Origin of the sequence: Alkaliflexus imshenetskii DSM 15055, from assembly GCF_000517065.1 — a bacterium.
Classification (GTDB): domain Bacteria; phylum Bacteroidota; class Bacteroidia; order Bacteroidales; family Marinilabiliaceae; genus Alkaliflexus; species Alkaliflexus imshenetskii.
Genome location: NZ_KI912105.1, coordinates 1,519,871 through 1,534,794 on the forward strand (window position 1 = coordinate 1,519,871; position 14,924 = coordinate 1,534,794).

A 14,924-nucleotide genomic window follows, 5' to 3' on the forward strand; every position below is an offset into this window, starting at 1 on the left:
CGAAAAGTAAAAATCTAAACATCCCATAAAAATGGCTGAAAAACAAAGAACCATTGGAAATCCCGTTAGCCTTAAAGGCCCCGGACTACATACGGGTGTGAATGTTACGCTAACCCTTAACCCGGCAGAGGAAAACCACGGGTTTCGCTTTCGCAGAATTGATTTGGATGGAAAACCGATAATAAGAGCTCTGGTTGACAACGTAACCTACACACAACGTGGAACCGTTTTGCAGGAAGGGGAAGCCAAAGTAAGTACCATTGAACATTGCCTGGCTGCACTGCGCGGTCTGGGAGTTGACAACTGCTTAATCGACGTGGATGGCCCCGAAGCTCCAATACTCGATGGCAGCTCCAAATTCTTTGTGAAAGCCATTAAAGAAGCCGGGATTGTTGAGCAGTCGGCCGATAGAGAGTACTTTGAGGTACGCGAAAAAATGATGGTTGAAGACCCAGAAACGGGGAGTTACATCATTGCACTGCCCGACAACAACTTCTCAGCACAAATAATGATTTCGTTCGATAAATCGTTGCATCTGGCCAACCAGTTTGCAACCATCGAAAATCTGGACGCTTTTGAGAGCGAGATATCCATGTGCCGCACATTTGTGTTTCTGCATGAGCTGGAACCGCTGCTGAAAAACAATCTGATCAAAGGTGGCGATCTCGACAATGCCATCATCATAATAGACAAACCAGTATCGCAAGAGGAGCTTGACCATCTGGCAAAACTCTTTAACAAACCCAAAGTTGAGGTTAAACCTACAGGCATACTAAACAATCTGGAATTACATTACACCAACGAACCAGCCAGGCACAAGCTATTGGATGTAATTGGAGACCTCGCGCTTTGCGGCAGCCCAATCAAAGGTCGCATCATCGCCAACAAGCCGGGACATAAAATCAATGCCGATTTCACCAAACTCATTCGCAAAGAGATACGTAAGCGACAACTTAAAATTGATGCGCCGCAATATGATCCCAACAAGGAGCCAATTTTCGACACCAACCAAATAAAAGGCATGCTTCCCCACCGCTACCCTTTCCTTCTGGTTGATAAAGTCATTGAACTTCAGGAAAAATCAATTGTTGGTGTGAAAAATGTAACATCCAACGAGCCATTTTTTGTGGGTCACTTCCCGTCAGAACCCGTGATGCCCGGCGTGCTGCTTGTAGAAGCAATGGCGCAGTGTGGCGGAATTCTGGTGTTGAGCCAACTCGAAGACCCACACACCTATAGTACTTACTTCCTGAAACTTGACAACATCAAATTCAGAAAAAAAGTGGTTCCTGGTGACACGCTTATTTTTAAACTGGAATTGATGACCGAGATTCGCCGTGGCGTAGCCAACATGAAAGGGATAGCTTTTGTGGGTGACTCAATAGTTGCCGAAGGTGAATTTATGGCCCAGATTGCAAAAAACAAAGAATAATTACTGGTTCTAATCAAGAATAGAGAATTAATGAAACAACCATTAGCGTATATACATCCCGAAGCGAAAATAGCTCCAAACGTTGTTATCGACCCCTTTGTGACCATCGATAAAAATGTTGTAATTGGTGAAGGAACCCGAATTGGCTCCAATGCTACCATCCTCGAAGGAACAACCATCGGAAAAAACTGCAATATTTTTCCGGGAGCAGTAATTGGTGCCATACCTCAGGATTTAAAGTTTGCCGGCGAAGATACTACTGTTGAAATTGGAGACAACACAACCATTCGTGAATTTGTAACCGTAAACCGTGGTACAAAAGCCAAAGGAAAAACTGTGATTGGGAAAAACTGTCTGTTGATGGCTTATGTGCATGTGGCACACGACGCCATTATCGGGAACAATGTAATTTTAGTAAACAGTGTGCAGGTTGCTGGTGAAGTTGTAATTGATGACTGGGCCATTATAGGCGGATTGTCGGCCATTCACCAGTTTGTGCACATTGGTGCGCATGTGATGATAGCCGGTGGATCATTGGTTGGAAAGGATGTGCCACCCTACGTTAAAGCCGGTCGTGAACGATTGTCATACGTTGGAGTAAACTCTATCGGTCTTCGCCGCAGAAACTTCACGAACGAACAAATTCGTGACATTCAGGATTGCTACAGAATGTTGTTCCAGTCGAGCCTTAACAATTCCGATGCCACCGCCAGAATTGAAGCAGAACTACCTGCTTCAAGAGAACGTGACGAGATTATCCTCTTTGTTAAAAACTCACAACGAGGCATTATAAAAGGATACAGTCCGGGTGTTGGAAGCGAAGACTAAGCCCAACATATAATAGGAAAATACCAAACGCCGGAAACAGACATTTGACTATCTGTTCCGGCGTTTGGTGTTTATTTACATATTGATACGCAACTCCTCCAGAGATTACTCCCCGGCGCCAAGCGTATTCAAATCTACCAATTTTAATGGATTTGCCCTTAGCTCATCGTCCATCAGTCTGTTGTTATAAATATCTATAGCCATATAGATAGCCGAAAGGAATGACTGCTCATCGGCAAGGTTCTGCCCGGCTATTTCAAATGCGGTGCCATGATCAGGCGAGGTTCTGATTACAGAAAGTCCGGCGGTATAGTTCACCCCCGATGAGAAAGCGAGTGCCTTAAATGGCGTAAGCCCTTGATCGTGGTACATCGCTAAAATGGCATCGAATTTTCGCATGTTTTCGGTAGCAAAAAAACCATCTGCCGGGAAAGGCCCAAATGCCAGAATACCTTCCTGTTTGGCAGCCTCCAATGCGGGGATGATTACATCTTTCTCCTCACTGCCGAGCAAACCATCATCTCCGGCATGTGGGTTTAGCCCCAACACAGCAATTCGCGGCTTACGAATGACGAAATCGCGTTTTAGGCATGCATTAAGAATTCGTAGTTTTTCGATAATCAACTCTTTGCTCAAAGCAGCACTTACATCTTTCAATGGTATGTGGCCGGTAACTACTCCTACACGCAAAATATCGCTAACCAACAACATTAGAGGCTTACCTCCGAAAGAACTGGCCAAAAACTCGGTATGGCCGGGGAAATTAAAATCCTTTGATTGTATCACCTTTTTATTGATTGGCGCCGTAACCAACACATGAACGCCTCCATTGTGCAAGTCCTCCACAGCCTTTTCAAGTGCCACAAAAGCAGCCTGTCCGCTCACATCTGTGGCCTTACCCAGTTCCACCCGAACATTGTCGTCCACACAATTCACGATGTTGATACGTTTAGAATGGGCCTCTTCGCCGTTGCGTACGCTGTTCAGACTGATGGCGGGCAAATTCAATGCTTTACGATGATAAGCAGCCACCTTTGATGATCCGTAAATTACCGGCGTACATATCTCCAGCATTCGCGGGTCGGCAAGAGCTTTAAATATAACCTCATAGCCAATGCCATTGATATCCCCGTGGGTAATGGCAACTTTTATTTTTTCAGAACTCATAATCGAATAGTATTAATGGGTATGGTTTAAACTACTTTGTTTTTCCGGTTTCTGCGCTCACAGTTAACGATTCAAAAAAGCGATACAACAACCTCACACCAACGCCTGTGCCGCCAATACCCCGATAATTGGTTCGGGCAGATAAAAACGCAGGCCCTGCAATGTCGAGGTGTATCCAGGGAGAATCAATAAACCGCGATAAAAACTTACCGGCAGTAATGGCGCCAGCCTCACGTCCGCCAAGATTTTTTATGTCGGCAACTTCTGACTTAATCTCATCATCATAATCGGACCAGAAAGGGAACCATACAACGCGCTCTCCTGTAAGCTCTCCTGCTTCCCATAGTTTGGTCTTCATCTCTTCACCTGCCGTTCCCATGCCCACCATACCATGCGAACCAATTGCCATAACAGCACTTCCTGTAAGCGTTGCAAGGTCAATCACCAATTCGGGCTCATACCTTTTGGCAAAGCTCAGAGCATCCGCCAATATCAAACGTCCCTCGGCATCAGTATTAATAATTTCAACCGTTGTGCCATTGTGCATCGTTAAAATATCACCCGGAACAATGGCGTTACCCCCAGGGCGGTTATCGGTGGCAGGCACAAGGCCAATTACATGTACAGGTAGATTATTGGCAACAATGGCTGCAAATGCACCCACCACAGACGCTGCACCACTCATGTCACACTTCATGGTATCAAGACTTCCGGGTGGTGTTTTTAAGTTTATACCTCCGGTGTCAAACACTACGCCTTTACCAACAAGCACATAGGGCCTACTGTTCACGGCATTTTCAGGTTTCCACTCAAGAACAGAAAATGTTGGAGGATCCACGCTGCCCTGATTAACAGCCAACAGGCCGCCCATCTTCAACGATTCAATTTTCTTTTTGTTGAAAACCTCAGCACTGAAACCCAAGCGTGCTCCCTCCTCAAGAATGATTTCACCCAAACGCTCGGCTGTAAGATAACCAACAGGTTCATTTACCAGATCGCGGGCAAGAAAAACAGCCTCGTTCAAACGGTTCAGGGCAGCAAGTTCACAACCGGAGACAGCAGGGCTTACAACCATAACATCCAGACTACTCGGGATGTCGCTGTTTGTTTTATATTTTTCGAATCGATACGAACTCAAAGACAGTCCTTCGGCAATGGCCAATGTCAAACTTCCTGCATCAATCAGATCGATAAGTGCGACAGACTGATATTTTTCATCGAACAACAGCTTACTTATTGAGGCGCCATGTCTTCTAAGTTTCTCGCTCAGTTCATTGCCACCCTCAGTTTGGTCAGGAGTCAAAACAAATACCAAAGAATTTAAGCGGTTGAGTGACACAAAATCAACAGCACTCTCAGACTCCTGTTTACGCCGGATGTAGGCAACCTCGGCCTCGGAAAACTGGAAATCCTTCAACATGGTTAAATCGGAAACCACAAACACCTTACTAACTGCCTCAGGAATATCTAAAACTGAACGTAAAATAACTGACATAGAAAATTATTTAAAATAGGTCACACAAAAGACGTACCTGTATGAAGAAAAATTACAACTCATCCGTTATTGCGGAAATATTCGCGAAACAGAACCTTTTTAAGTTCGCGGTGAATAATTAATTCGGTGATGATTCGGGAATAGGGAAAGCCTTTCATATCTTCTTCGTAGCGGGCAATTTCAACATCATTTATATCAATCCGGTAGAGTAAACCCATGAAACGCGGATAGCTGTGTTGAATCAGATATGCCACATGCGGCTCCATTTGCGATGCCAATTCATCGTAAAAAGAGCCCGTATTGCCCGAAAAAGTCACCTCGAGGTTGAACTCCCCAAAGTCCTTGATTATTTGCGCTGCCGTTTCACGTATCAGTTCATCCCGTTTGGCAGCCCGGGAGAGTTCATCCTTGGAAAACAGAGGTAAACCCATTCCGATTAGTTATTAGCTGATTCGCCTGAATTGGGAAACTCCACTGAATAAAAGAGAGATTCAACCTGCCACACAAGGTTTCTTTTTGCTGGTTTTTCAGGCATATACACATATCCATCGGTAACAACTACACGGTTATTGGCTTTGTCATGATGCGCAAACAATACAAATGGGCCACCCATCAGGTCGCCTATAACTTTCCATAAGCCACGCAACTCAACAGCATCATGTTCATTTACTTTGAGACGCTTATATGTAATAGGGATAGTATGTTCAGTGCTCATGAAAGAGCCTTGCGAAGGACCTGGCACATTAGCCCTTAGCACAGAATCCCGTTTGTTTAAAAGGTATTCGCGTGAAAGGGTGCCCTCTCCAACATAATCGAATGAATAAATAAACAGACCCTGGCTGGTAGTAGGTGTTTCGTCAGACATCCAGGAAAAAGATTCAGTGCTTTTGTTTGAAGTAAACGTTGTTGGGATGGTCATTCGCATATTCCACTGGCTCTGCACATTATTTACAAGCTGTGCATTGGCATATTGCTTGTAATAGTCGAGACTGCGCTGACGTTCGGCGCGCAGAAAAAATCCTATCAATCTCAGCTCCTCCTTATCCAGCAGCTCGAGGAACTTTTCAGGGGTGCGGGCATTAATTTGTGCCAAAGCTTGTCCCTTAGCCCAATTACTCTCTGAGAAGAAACGTACCCCCTCGTTCTCTACCTCGTCATCGATACGGGTAATTAACAAATTTCGGAACGTACGCATCGAACCTGAAAAAGCCCTGTGCGGCGTAATGGATAGATTAAAGATAGGCTCCGCCTGTGGCAACCCTTCCATGGGCTGTCTCAGCACAGCCTGAATTGCTTCGCCCTCTGGCCCATTGCGCCAACGGTCATCCATAACCACCAACAGTTCACCCATGGCGCCCGTCATATTGGGCTTATAACCTTCGCTTTTACACCCCGCAAAAGCAGCTATTAACACCAAAACCAGGAACATTTGAACCCAGCGAGACCGGCCTGTAAAAACCCTGAATTTCATATATATATACGATTTAATTCACAATATTCAATTCGCAGAACTATGCATTGATTAGTTCTCAGATACGCCATTGCCACTCATCTTTACAAACGAAGAATGCCCCTTCAAGGTACAAAAAAAATGAGGCTGTTGGCTAATTTAATGTTCAGACAAAGTTTTGCATTGCCCTAATCCTTATAGACAAAGAAAAATGGACTTTCAGGTTTCTTGTACCATATTACCAACTGCTGACCAGCAATGAGGTTGCGTGTTTTAAGGTTATTCCATTTTTGCATATCCTCAACCCTAACGCCGTAATCCATTGCAATGCGGTGGAAAAACTCACCCGGACGCACCCGGTGAACAACACGTTCACGACCAAAAGTATCTCCAATTGGCCTTTGTGCCGCTACCGGAGGAGCACTCTCTTCGCGCAATTTGCTCCGCGATTGAATGAACAGGAGCACTTTATCCTGTGGTACAACTATTTGCACCGGCTCACCCAAAACCGGAATAAAATCTCTGGTAAATACAGGATTTAACAACCTCAGCATATCCATAGGAACGTCAATCAATTGCGACAATTGATGAAATGAGATGCTTTTATCGGTAAAAACAAATCCCAAATCATCGTAGCGGAATGGCGCATTTAAAGGAACAATGCCATACAACTCATAATAATTCATGACATAATTAACGGCAATAAATGCAGGCACATAGTTTTGGGTCTCCTTTGAAAGATGGTGCCTTATTTTCCAAAAATCAGTTTCTCCTCCGGATTTGGTGATTGCATCCTGAACAACAGCAATACCGCCGTTATATGCGGCCATAACAAGATTCCAGTCGTGAAAATTATCATACAAATACTTGAGATAATTACAAGCTGCCTCGGTTGATTTGACGGGGTCGCATCGTTCATCTACATAAGAAGTAACCTTCAGATTGAAAAGCCGTCCGGCATGAAACAGAAACTGCCACAATCCCATGGCGCCTGAGGTTGATTTGGCGCGTGGTTCAAGGGCTGACTCTACGATGGCGAGGTACTTAAGTTCCAAAGGCAAGCCCAATCTGTCCAGGTGCTCTTCAAAGAGCGGGAAATAGAGTTCCGCCCTTCCGATGATGGCAGCCAAATGCTCTCGTCGGCGAATGGTATATACATCAATATACGATTGCACATCCCTGTGATAAACCAATGACATTGGTGTTTGAGCGTCCAAGACCCGTATCTTGGACTCGACTGTAACAGCCGACACCTCGTGTCTGCTACCAGTATTGCCAAAAGCAGGGAACAATCCCAACACAAAAAAGAACAAAGCCAAACGTATTCCCATAAACGTAATCTTGCGTCTGATAAAAAGAAAAGGCCCGGTGAATATTTCCATTCAGGGGGCCATATATTTCAATACATTGAGTACTGTTGAATAGTATTAAGAAACCTTTCGGGAAAACTATCCTTTCAAAGCCTCAGTCTTGTCGTCTGATTCTTTCTTTGTATCGTCGCTTTCATTTCTGGCCTTCTTGAACTCTTTCATGCCTTGACCGAGCCCTTTCATAAGTTCAGGTATTTTTCGCCCACCAAAAAGAAGGACAACAATAAGGATGATTACAATTAACTCCCATCCGCCGGGCATGCCGAGTAAAAACAATTGAGACATCATAAAAATTTGGTTTTAGTTATTTACAAATGTACAAATCCTAATCGGATTATTTAAATATCCATCTGTACAAATCGTTACCATTTGCCCAAATAAGTAATCCAAGCAACAGCACCATGCCAACCATCTGTGCGTGCTCCATAAATTTATCGCTGGGTTTGCGGCGTGCCACTATTTCGTAAATCAAAAAGAGCACATGTCCGCCATCCAGAGCCGGAATTGGCAATATATTCATGAAAGCCAATATGATAGACAAAAACGCTGTGGTGTACCAGAAACTCTCCCAATCCCAAACGGGAGCAAACAGGCTGCCGATGGTACCAAAACCACCTATCTGTTTGGCACCTTCGCGAGAAAATACGAGCTTTAGTTGCTTCACATAGCCGGTGAGCAGATTTACCCCTTTATTAATTCCGGCAGGCATAGCCTCAAAAAAACCATAAGACAACTGTCGTGCACCAAGTAATTTGGTAGGTCCCTTTGGCCCAAATCCAAGTTTACCACTTTCATCCACACTCATATTCAGATGGTAAAGATTTCCATCCCGGTATAGACTAATAAGCGTCTCTTTGTCACGATGGTTGGCCAACTCCGCAGTAAATTGATGGAAGAAAGGTGTCTCAACATTATCAACTCCCACTATACTGTCATTTTTTTGAAGTCCCCCAATGAAAGCGCCGGAGCCTGGAATAACAGTATCAACAACAATCGGAATCCTGAAATCGGCGAGCGTCCTTACACCTGCGGCCAAAATACGTTGGTTTATATCCGAGGGGATTGGCAGCAAAATTTGTTCGCCATTGCGCTCCACAGTCATTTCTGAAGCATCCTCAAGCAGGATAAGTCTTGTAATTCCAGGTACGGTTTCCACGTCATGTGTTCCTACCTTCAAGACCCGATCTCCCTCTTGCAGTCCCATTTCTTGTGCTATCGGGTGAAAATAGAGGCCATAGCGGGCATTCTCAGCCGGAATATAGGACTCGCCCCACTTAAACAATATCAGCCAAAAGATTACAAGTGCAGTAATAAAGTTCACCAAAACACCTCCGACCATTATCAACAGCCTTTGCCATGCAGGTTTTGAGCGGAACTCCCATGACTTTGGTTCTTCCTTCAACTGCTCCTTGTCCATCGACTCATCTATCATCCCCGAAATCTTCACATATCCTCCCAATGGAAGCCAGCCCAGACCATACTCTGTATCGCCCTTCTTAAACTTAAATAGCGAAAATCCCGGATTAAAAAACAGATAAAACTTTTCTACGCGTGTTTTAAAAAGACGTGCGAAGAAAAAATGTCCAAATTCATGCAGGATAACTAATATGGATAGGCTTAAAATAAGTTGCAATGCTTTAATCAAAAAATCCATCTGTAATACTTTAATTTGTTATTGATTGACAAAGATATTCTTTTTCAGACAAATCCATCATAAAATATAAATCTGCCCCTATGACATCTTTGCCGGGTTGCTAATAAACACTTATCTATTTTCTTAATAATGATATAGCTATCTGACGCGCCTCTGCATCCGATTCGGGATAATCCTTTAGAGATGGACTTGAAATAAAGTGGCATTTTTCAATGGTCTTCTCAATAATATCAGACATCTCCACGAATCCACACCGACCATTCAGGAAAGCATCCACAGCTACTTCGTTGGCTGCATTCATAACACATGGTGTGTTTCCTCCGCTATTCATTGCGGCAAAAGCAATTGACAGGTTCCTAAATACGCTCACATCAGCCCTTTCGAAGGTGAGCGATGGGTAATCCGTAAAACTGAAACGCGGAAATCCATTGGCCAGTCTACCGGGATATCCCAGTGCATACTGAATGGGTAATTTCATGTCGGGTAGCCCCATCTGTGCTTTTATGGAGCCATCCTGAAACTGAACCATACTATGCACTATGGATTGTGGATGCACAACGATTTCAATCTGCTCCGGTTTCAGGTCAAAAAGCCATCTGGCTTCAATGGCCTCAAGGCCTTTATTCATAAGCGAAGCCGAGTCGATGGTGATTTTATCTCCCATTTTCCAGTTGGGATGATTCAGAGCCTGGCAGCGTGTTACTTTCCTTAAAAACTCGACACCTTTACCGCGAAAAGGTCCTCCTGAGGCTGTGAGCATTATCTTTTCAATGCTATTGTCCATCTCTCCCTGTAAACACTGAAAAATAGCAGAATGTTCTGAATCCACCGGGATTACTGGTACTTTTTTGGTTGCTGACAAAGCCATGATTATTTCACCTGCCACCACCAGTGTCTCCTTGTTGGCAAGTGCCACAGGAATGCCAGCTTCGAGCGCACGTACTGTGGGTAAAAGCCCTGAGAAACCAACCATCGAAGTCAGAACCATGTCCACATTTGACATGGCAGCAACCTGCTCAATGGCTTCCTGACCGGCGTACACTTTTATTGGCTGACTAGCCAGTGCCTCCTTTATGTGAGCATATTTATCTTTGTTACCAATAACTACCACATTGGGCTGATATTTCAGTGCCTGTGCAATAAGCGCATCTACATTGTTATTGGCGGTAAGTACTTCAACAGAGAATTTTTCCGGATGGGTATCAACAACCTCCAGAGCCTGCGTTCCGATGGAACCGGTTGAACCTAAAATGGCTAATCGTTTATGCATTGAATGGGGAAATAAACCGGAAAATTTATCAGAATGAAATATAGTCCACCGGGTTTAGTGGAGTGCCATTGTGCCACAATTCAAAATGAAGATGCGGACCAGTGGTTAATTCGCCTGAATTACCAACCCGTGCAATGGCTTCACCTGCTTTAACAAGTTGTCCAACTTCTTTAAGCAATATCTCATTGTGTTTATAAATGGATATCAAATTATTGGGATGCTGTATTTGTATCACGTACCCAGTCTCTACCGTCCATCCGGAGAACACCACCATTCCATCCATGATGGCAGACACTCTGCTACCCGGGGCAGCAACCACATCCACCCCATAATGGCCTGTGGTTTCACCAAAGCCATTTACAATCATTCCCTTAATCGGGCTAAAGAAGAATGCATTGTCGAGTGCCACCGCTGAAGAACGCGGCGTTGACTGCATAGACAAATTAAAGCGCTCCTCCCTTTCAACTTGCTTTCGGAACAAAGAATCCTCTACCGAGCGCGAAAACATGACCGGATAGGCATCGCCCGATACAGTTAATGAAGGCTCGTCATCGGGTGATATTGTCTGCTCAACCTCTTCACCTCTCAAGATAGCCTGAAAAGTGTGTATAAAACGGTCGCGCTTCTCAATTTCTATTACAAGGGAATCCACACGTTGTGCATTTCGAACAATCATTAAACGTTGATTGGCATCAGGATATCCAGGAATATACTCTTTTAGTCCGGTAAACGAAATCAACATGATTACCAGAATAATGATTAATATGCCAAAAGTACCAACCAGTGTAAAAACGTTCAATCTGGACAACCGAATAACGAACAACTCCTCGTATGTTTGCTCGTTAAAAATTGCCAGACGATATTTATTGCTCAGTTTTCTGAGAAATGATTTCTTTTTCTTGTGTGTACTCATCCAAATAACTTAATGGTGCCATCAAAATTACAAAATTAAACGGAAGCCAGGCATAAGAATCGAGGATTAAGTTACACATTCGGCAAATCGACATGCAATTAACTCTTCTAATTTCCTATGAAAAGCACCCGGTTTTAAAATCCGGAATAGAATCTTATATTATACATCAAACAACAGACCAAAACAACCATCAATATTTCAAATGGTTACAAAATTAACCCGGCAATTAGAAAAATAATCACAAAACAAATGTGCAAAAACCTTGCATGATAATCCAAAACACTCTATATTTGCAACCGCTAAAACAAAGAAGACAACGGTCAAAAAATATATTGCGGGGTGGAGCAGTTGGCAGCTCGTTGGGCTCATAACCCAAAGGTCGTCAGTTCGAGTCTGGCCCCCGCTACTAAAGAAGAGATTGCTCAAAAGGCAGTCTCTTTTTTTAGTATCCAATAAATTGAGTACCTCATACAGGGTTGGGCTCATATCCGCCAAGGCGGACGTCAGTTCGAGTCTGGCTCCCGCTACTGAAGAAGAGATTGCTCAAAAGGCAGTCTCTTTTTGCATTTAAATTTGAGTGTTTCTCTTATTAGCTAGGCTCCTTTCCGTCATGACGGGCGTCCATCAGAGTATCAAACACAACTTAAACCCTTAAGACCCATGATTACCGTCTATGTTTTGTATTCAGAGAATCATATGAAATTCTATACTGGCTGCACTTCTGATTTAGACAAAAGAATCTTGTCTCATAACGAACTCGGCACTAAAGGTTGGACTATTAAATATAGACCTTGGAAATTAGTCTACACAGAAGTTTTTTCAGATAAATCGCTTGCGCTGAAAAGAGAAAAGGAACTGAAGAGCGGTAAAGGAAGAGCTTTTATCAAAAACAAAATAATCAATCAGTAAATGCAATATACCGGGCTCATATCCGCCAAGGCGGACGTCAGTTCGAGTCTGGCCCCCGCTACTATAGAAGAGATTGCTCAAAAGGCAGTCTCTTTTTGTATTCAAAGATTTGGGTCTCTCTCTTTATTTTGACCCGAAATTGCCAAATCCATTCTAGGTTAATGCATTTATATAATTCTCTCCGCCTTCATTACAAAAAGCGAGTCTACATTATTACGCAAAGTGATTTTTCAATTTTCACCAACCTTTCAGAGCATAATTTGTAACTTTGCGTATCCAAAAATCGATTTTCTCAACTGAAGCTTTTATAAGTATTCGAGTTGGTTGTTTATACCGGATTCCAGTTTACATAAAACGTATCGACTTAACATGGCAAAACACTCTTTCAGAGAATTACGTCTCAAATTTCTTAGCATATCCGTGATTATCACACTGGTTGCATTGCTATTACTTCAAAGTTTAAACTATTTGCACTTCAGAAAGATCATTGACCTTCCGGAGCTATCTTTGAAAATCATCAACAGCGTAACTTTGGTTATAGGAACTTTCTTTGTAACCAGTTTATTATTAAGACTTACCATCAAACGCATTTCACTGATATTTGATGAAGCAGAAGAGCGAATTTTCTACACCAAAATTTACAGCTGGTCCATATATAGCATCGGCAGCTTTGCAATACTCTACCATTTTGGCGTTTCTCTTGGCAACATCACCCTGTTTATTGGTTTGTTGGCCACTGGTCTAGCCTTTGCTGTGCGCGATGTTCTTCTATCATTTTTTGGGTGGATGATTCTTTTAAGAAAAAAACCATTTAGAATAGGCGACTACATCAGAATTGGTGACGATGAAGGCAAAGTACTGCACATCGGCACATTTTTCGTGTTGCTCGACCGTACCTATGAGTTGCCAGAAGATTACACGAGAGTTCCAAACCGTTTGTTTCTTGAAAAAAGCATCTCAAATCTGGGCAAAAACACATTTCATGATGAAATTCGCTTTCAGCTGTCTGATTTACCATCCCAAAAATCGGAAAAAGAAGAGGCTCTCAAAAAAGAGATTATGCAGTTGCTAAAGCGTACTGAGCATGTAAATGTCTACACCGACCTTAAAAACGAAAAGCTCTATCTGACAGTTGAGTATCTGGTAAGCTTCGATAAAAGGCAGCATACAAGGTCGAAAGCAATCGAACTGATTTACAATAGATTTAAGGAATATATTGTTTTTCCGAAGTAATTTACCAGTTCAAAGAAAATCCACATCATGACAGGTAATAAAAGAAGCCTCATAAAACAAGGCACAGATGTAAAAATCGTCTTAAAAAAAGACCAAAGAACCGGCAAACTCACCTCCGGCACGGTAGCAGCCATCTTAACCAAATCTGAAAATCATCCGCATGGCATAAAGGTTCGCCTTACCGACGGCCAAATCGGAAGAGTTAAAGAGATTGTTACAACACATACTCTGGAAGGATGAGTCAATCAAATAAAACATCTGATGGCAAATCATCCGGACAGCATATCAAAAACCCCACAGAACTTTTACCATATCTAATTTCTTTGTGGCCACAGAAAAGCCGGACGCAAATCAAAAACCTGTTAACAAACAAGCAGATAGTTATTAACGGAAAAACAGTAACCAAGCACAATGCGATTGTAAAACCCGGCGATAGAGTAGCCATTGCGGCAAAACAGAGCCAGGTTTCGGGAGCGGATTCGGAACTTTTCACTATAGTGCATGAAGACAACGCACTGATTGTGATAAACAAGCAGGCTGGTGTGTTAACGATAGCCACAGAAGGAGAAAAAACCCGTACAGCGTATTCGGCTCTTAGCAGATATGTAAAACAGCAACACCCATCGAATAAAATTTTTATCGTACACCGACTCGATAGAGACACATCTGGATTGCTCGTGTTTGCGAAGAAACCTGAAATACAGAAGTCTCTCCAGGAAAATTGGAACGAGGTAATTATTCGACGAACCTACCTGGCAATAGCAGAAGGTGTAGTAAAAGAGCGTGAGGGTCAGATACGCTCCTGGCTTCATGAGAACCGTTGCATGACACTCTTTTCCAGTCAAAATCCGGATGGTGGTAAGCTGGCTATTACCAACTTCAAAGTGGTTCGTCGTTCAGCAGCCTACTCAATGCTGGAGGTTGATTTATTAACAGGCAGAAAGAATCAGATCAGGGTACATCTAAAAGATTTGGGACATAGCATTGCCGGCGATAGAAAATATGGCGCTAAAACCAACCCCATTGGCAGAATGGGCCTCCATGCCAGCCATCTGGAGTTCATTCATCCCATAACCCGTGAACATTTAAAGTTTAAAGCGCCTGCTCCAAAGAAATTCCTCTTTCTTTTTTGCGAGGGTAAGCATTAAAAAGGCCGGTCAATCTGATAGCAGACGACCGGCCTTAAACATTTTATGAAATCAA

The 14,924-nt window shown here is 43.2% G+C and carries 15 protein-coding genes and 1 tRNA gene; 7 read left to right on the top strand and 9 right to left on the bottom strand.

Translation table 11 applies throughout. The features are described from left to right. Positions 1 to 31: 31 nt before the first annotated feature. Positions 32 to 1,432, top strand: coding sequence for a bifunctional UDP-3-O-[3-hydroxymyristoyl] N-acetylglucosamine deacetylase/3-hydroxyacyl-ACP dehydratase (locus ALKIM_RS0106180; RefSeq protein WP_026473882.1), 1,401 nt, complete (start codon positions 32 to 34; stop codon positions 1,430 to 1,432). A gap of 30 nt (positions 1,433 to 1,462) precedes the next feature. Beyond that, positions 1,463 to 2,260, top strand: coding sequence for an acyl-ACP--UDP-N-acetylglucosamine O-acyltransferase (lpxA, locus tag ALKIM_RS0106185; protein ID WP_026473883.1), 798 nt, complete (start codon positions 1,463 to 1,465; stop codon positions 2,258 to 2,260). 105 nt (positions 2,261 to 2,365) lie between these two features. On the opposite strand, the gene pdxA is transcribed toward lpxA, so the two are convergent. The 9 genes from pdxA to ALKIM_RS0106230 form a co-directional block, all read right to left on the bottom strand. Continuing rightward, the gene (gene pdxA, locus ALKIM_RS0106190) at positions 2,366 to 3,427 is read right to left on the bottom strand and encodes a 4-hydroxythreonine-4-phosphate dehydrogenase PdxA (protein ID WP_026473884.1); all 1,062 of its coding nucleotides are present in this window, start codon (positions 3,425 to 3,427) and stop codon (positions 2,366 to 2,368) included. Between the two features lie 31 nt (positions 3,428 to 3,458). Further along, the gene (locus tag ALKIM_RS0106195; RefSeq protein ID WP_026473885.1) at positions 3,459 to 4,922 is read right to left on the bottom strand and encodes a leucyl aminopeptidase family protein; all 1,464 of its coding nucleotides are present in this window, start codon (positions 4,920 to 4,922) and stop codon (positions 3,459 to 3,461) included. Positions 4,923 to 4,981: 59 nt separating this feature from the next. Next, complete coding sequence (locus tag ALKIM_RS0106200; RefSeq protein WP_026473886.1) at positions 4,982 to 5,353, bottom strand: hypothetical protein; 372 nt, start codon at positions 5,351 to 5,353, stop codon at positions 4,982 to 4,984. Positions 5,354 to 5,358: 5 nt separating this feature from the next. Continuing rightward, entirely contained in the window at positions 5,359 to 6,393 is a 1,035-nt protein-coding gene (locus ALKIM_RS0106205) for a DUF4837 family protein (RefSeq protein WP_026473887.1), read from the bottom strand. A gap of 167 nt (positions 6,394 to 6,560) precedes the next feature. Then, on the bottom strand, positions 6,561 to 7,754 hold the full coding sequence (locus tag ALKIM_RS0106210; protein ID WP_157363804.1) for a lytic transglycosylase domain-containing protein: 1,194 nt from the start codon (positions 7,752 to 7,754) through the stop codon (positions 6,561 to 6,563). Between the two features lie 66 nt (positions 7,755 to 7,820). After that, positions 7,821 to 8,030 carry a twin-arginine translocase TatA/TatE family subunit gene (gene tatA, locus ALKIM_RS0106215; RefSeq protein WP_084555813.1) on the bottom strand — a complete coding sequence of 70 codons (210 nt, stop codon included), beginning with the start codon at positions 8,028 to 8,030 and terminating at the stop codon, positions 7,821 to 7,823. A gap of 46 nt (positions 8,031 to 8,076) precedes the next feature. Continuing rightward, positions 8,077 to 9,396: an RIP metalloprotease RseP gene (gene rseP / locus ALKIM_RS0106220; RefSeq protein ID WP_026473890.1), complete on the bottom strand. Its 1,320-nt coding sequence runs from the start codon at positions 9,394 to 9,396 to the stop codon at positions 8,077 to 8,079. A 115-nt stretch (positions 9,397 to 9,511) separates the two neighbouring features. After that, positions 9,512 to 10,666 (bottom strand): 1-deoxy-D-xylulose-5-phosphate reductoisomerase, encoded by a 1,155-nt coding sequence (locus tag ALKIM_RS0106225; RefSeq protein WP_026473891.1) that lies wholly within the window; start codon positions 10,664 to 10,666, stop codon positions 9,512 to 9,514. A 28-nt stretch (positions 10,667 to 10,694) separates the two neighbouring features. After that, positions 10,695 to 11,579 carry a M23 family metallopeptidase gene (locus ALKIM_RS0106230; protein ID WP_026473892.1) on the bottom strand — a complete coding sequence of 295 codons (885 nt, stop codon included), beginning with the start codon at positions 11,577 to 11,579 and terminating at the stop codon, positions 10,695 to 10,697. A gap of 333 nt (positions 11,580 to 11,912) precedes the next feature. Between ALKIM_RS0106230 and ALKIM_RS0106235 the strand changes: the two genes are divergently transcribed. From ALKIM_RS0106235 to ALKIM_RS0106260, 5 genes are all read left to right on the top strand, one after another. Continuing rightward, positions 11,913 to 11,985: transfer RNA gene (locus tag ALKIM_RS0106235), tRNA-Met, on the top strand. A gap of 254 nt (positions 11,986 to 12,239) precedes the next feature. Further along, entirely contained in the window at positions 12,240 to 12,488 is a 249-nt protein-coding gene (locus ALKIM_RS20375; protein ID WP_026473893.1) for a GIY-YIG nuclease family protein, read from the top strand. Between the two features lie 369 nt (positions 12,489 to 12,857). Next, positions 12,858 to 13,721, top strand: a complete 864-nt coding sequence (locus ALKIM_RS0106250; RefSeq protein ID WP_026473894.1) for a mechanosensitive ion channel family protein — start codon at positions 12,858 to 12,860, stop codon at positions 13,719 to 13,721. A 27-nt stretch (positions 13,722 to 13,748) separates the two neighbouring features. Then, positions 13,749 to 13,961 (top strand): YwbE family protein, encoded by a 213-nt coding sequence (locus ALKIM_RS0106255; protein WP_026473895.1) that lies wholly within the window; start codon positions 13,749 to 13,751, stop codon positions 13,959 to 13,961. Further along, positions 13,958 to 14,869: an RluA family pseudouridine synthase gene (locus ALKIM_RS0106260; protein ID WP_026473896.1), complete on the top strand. Its 912-nt coding sequence runs from the start codon at positions 13,958 to 13,960 to the stop codon at positions 14,867 to 14,869. The genes ALKIM_RS0106255 and ALKIM_RS0106260 overlap by 4 nt, the downstream gene beginning before the upstream one ends. Positions 14,870 to 14,924: the final 55 nt, after the last annotated feature.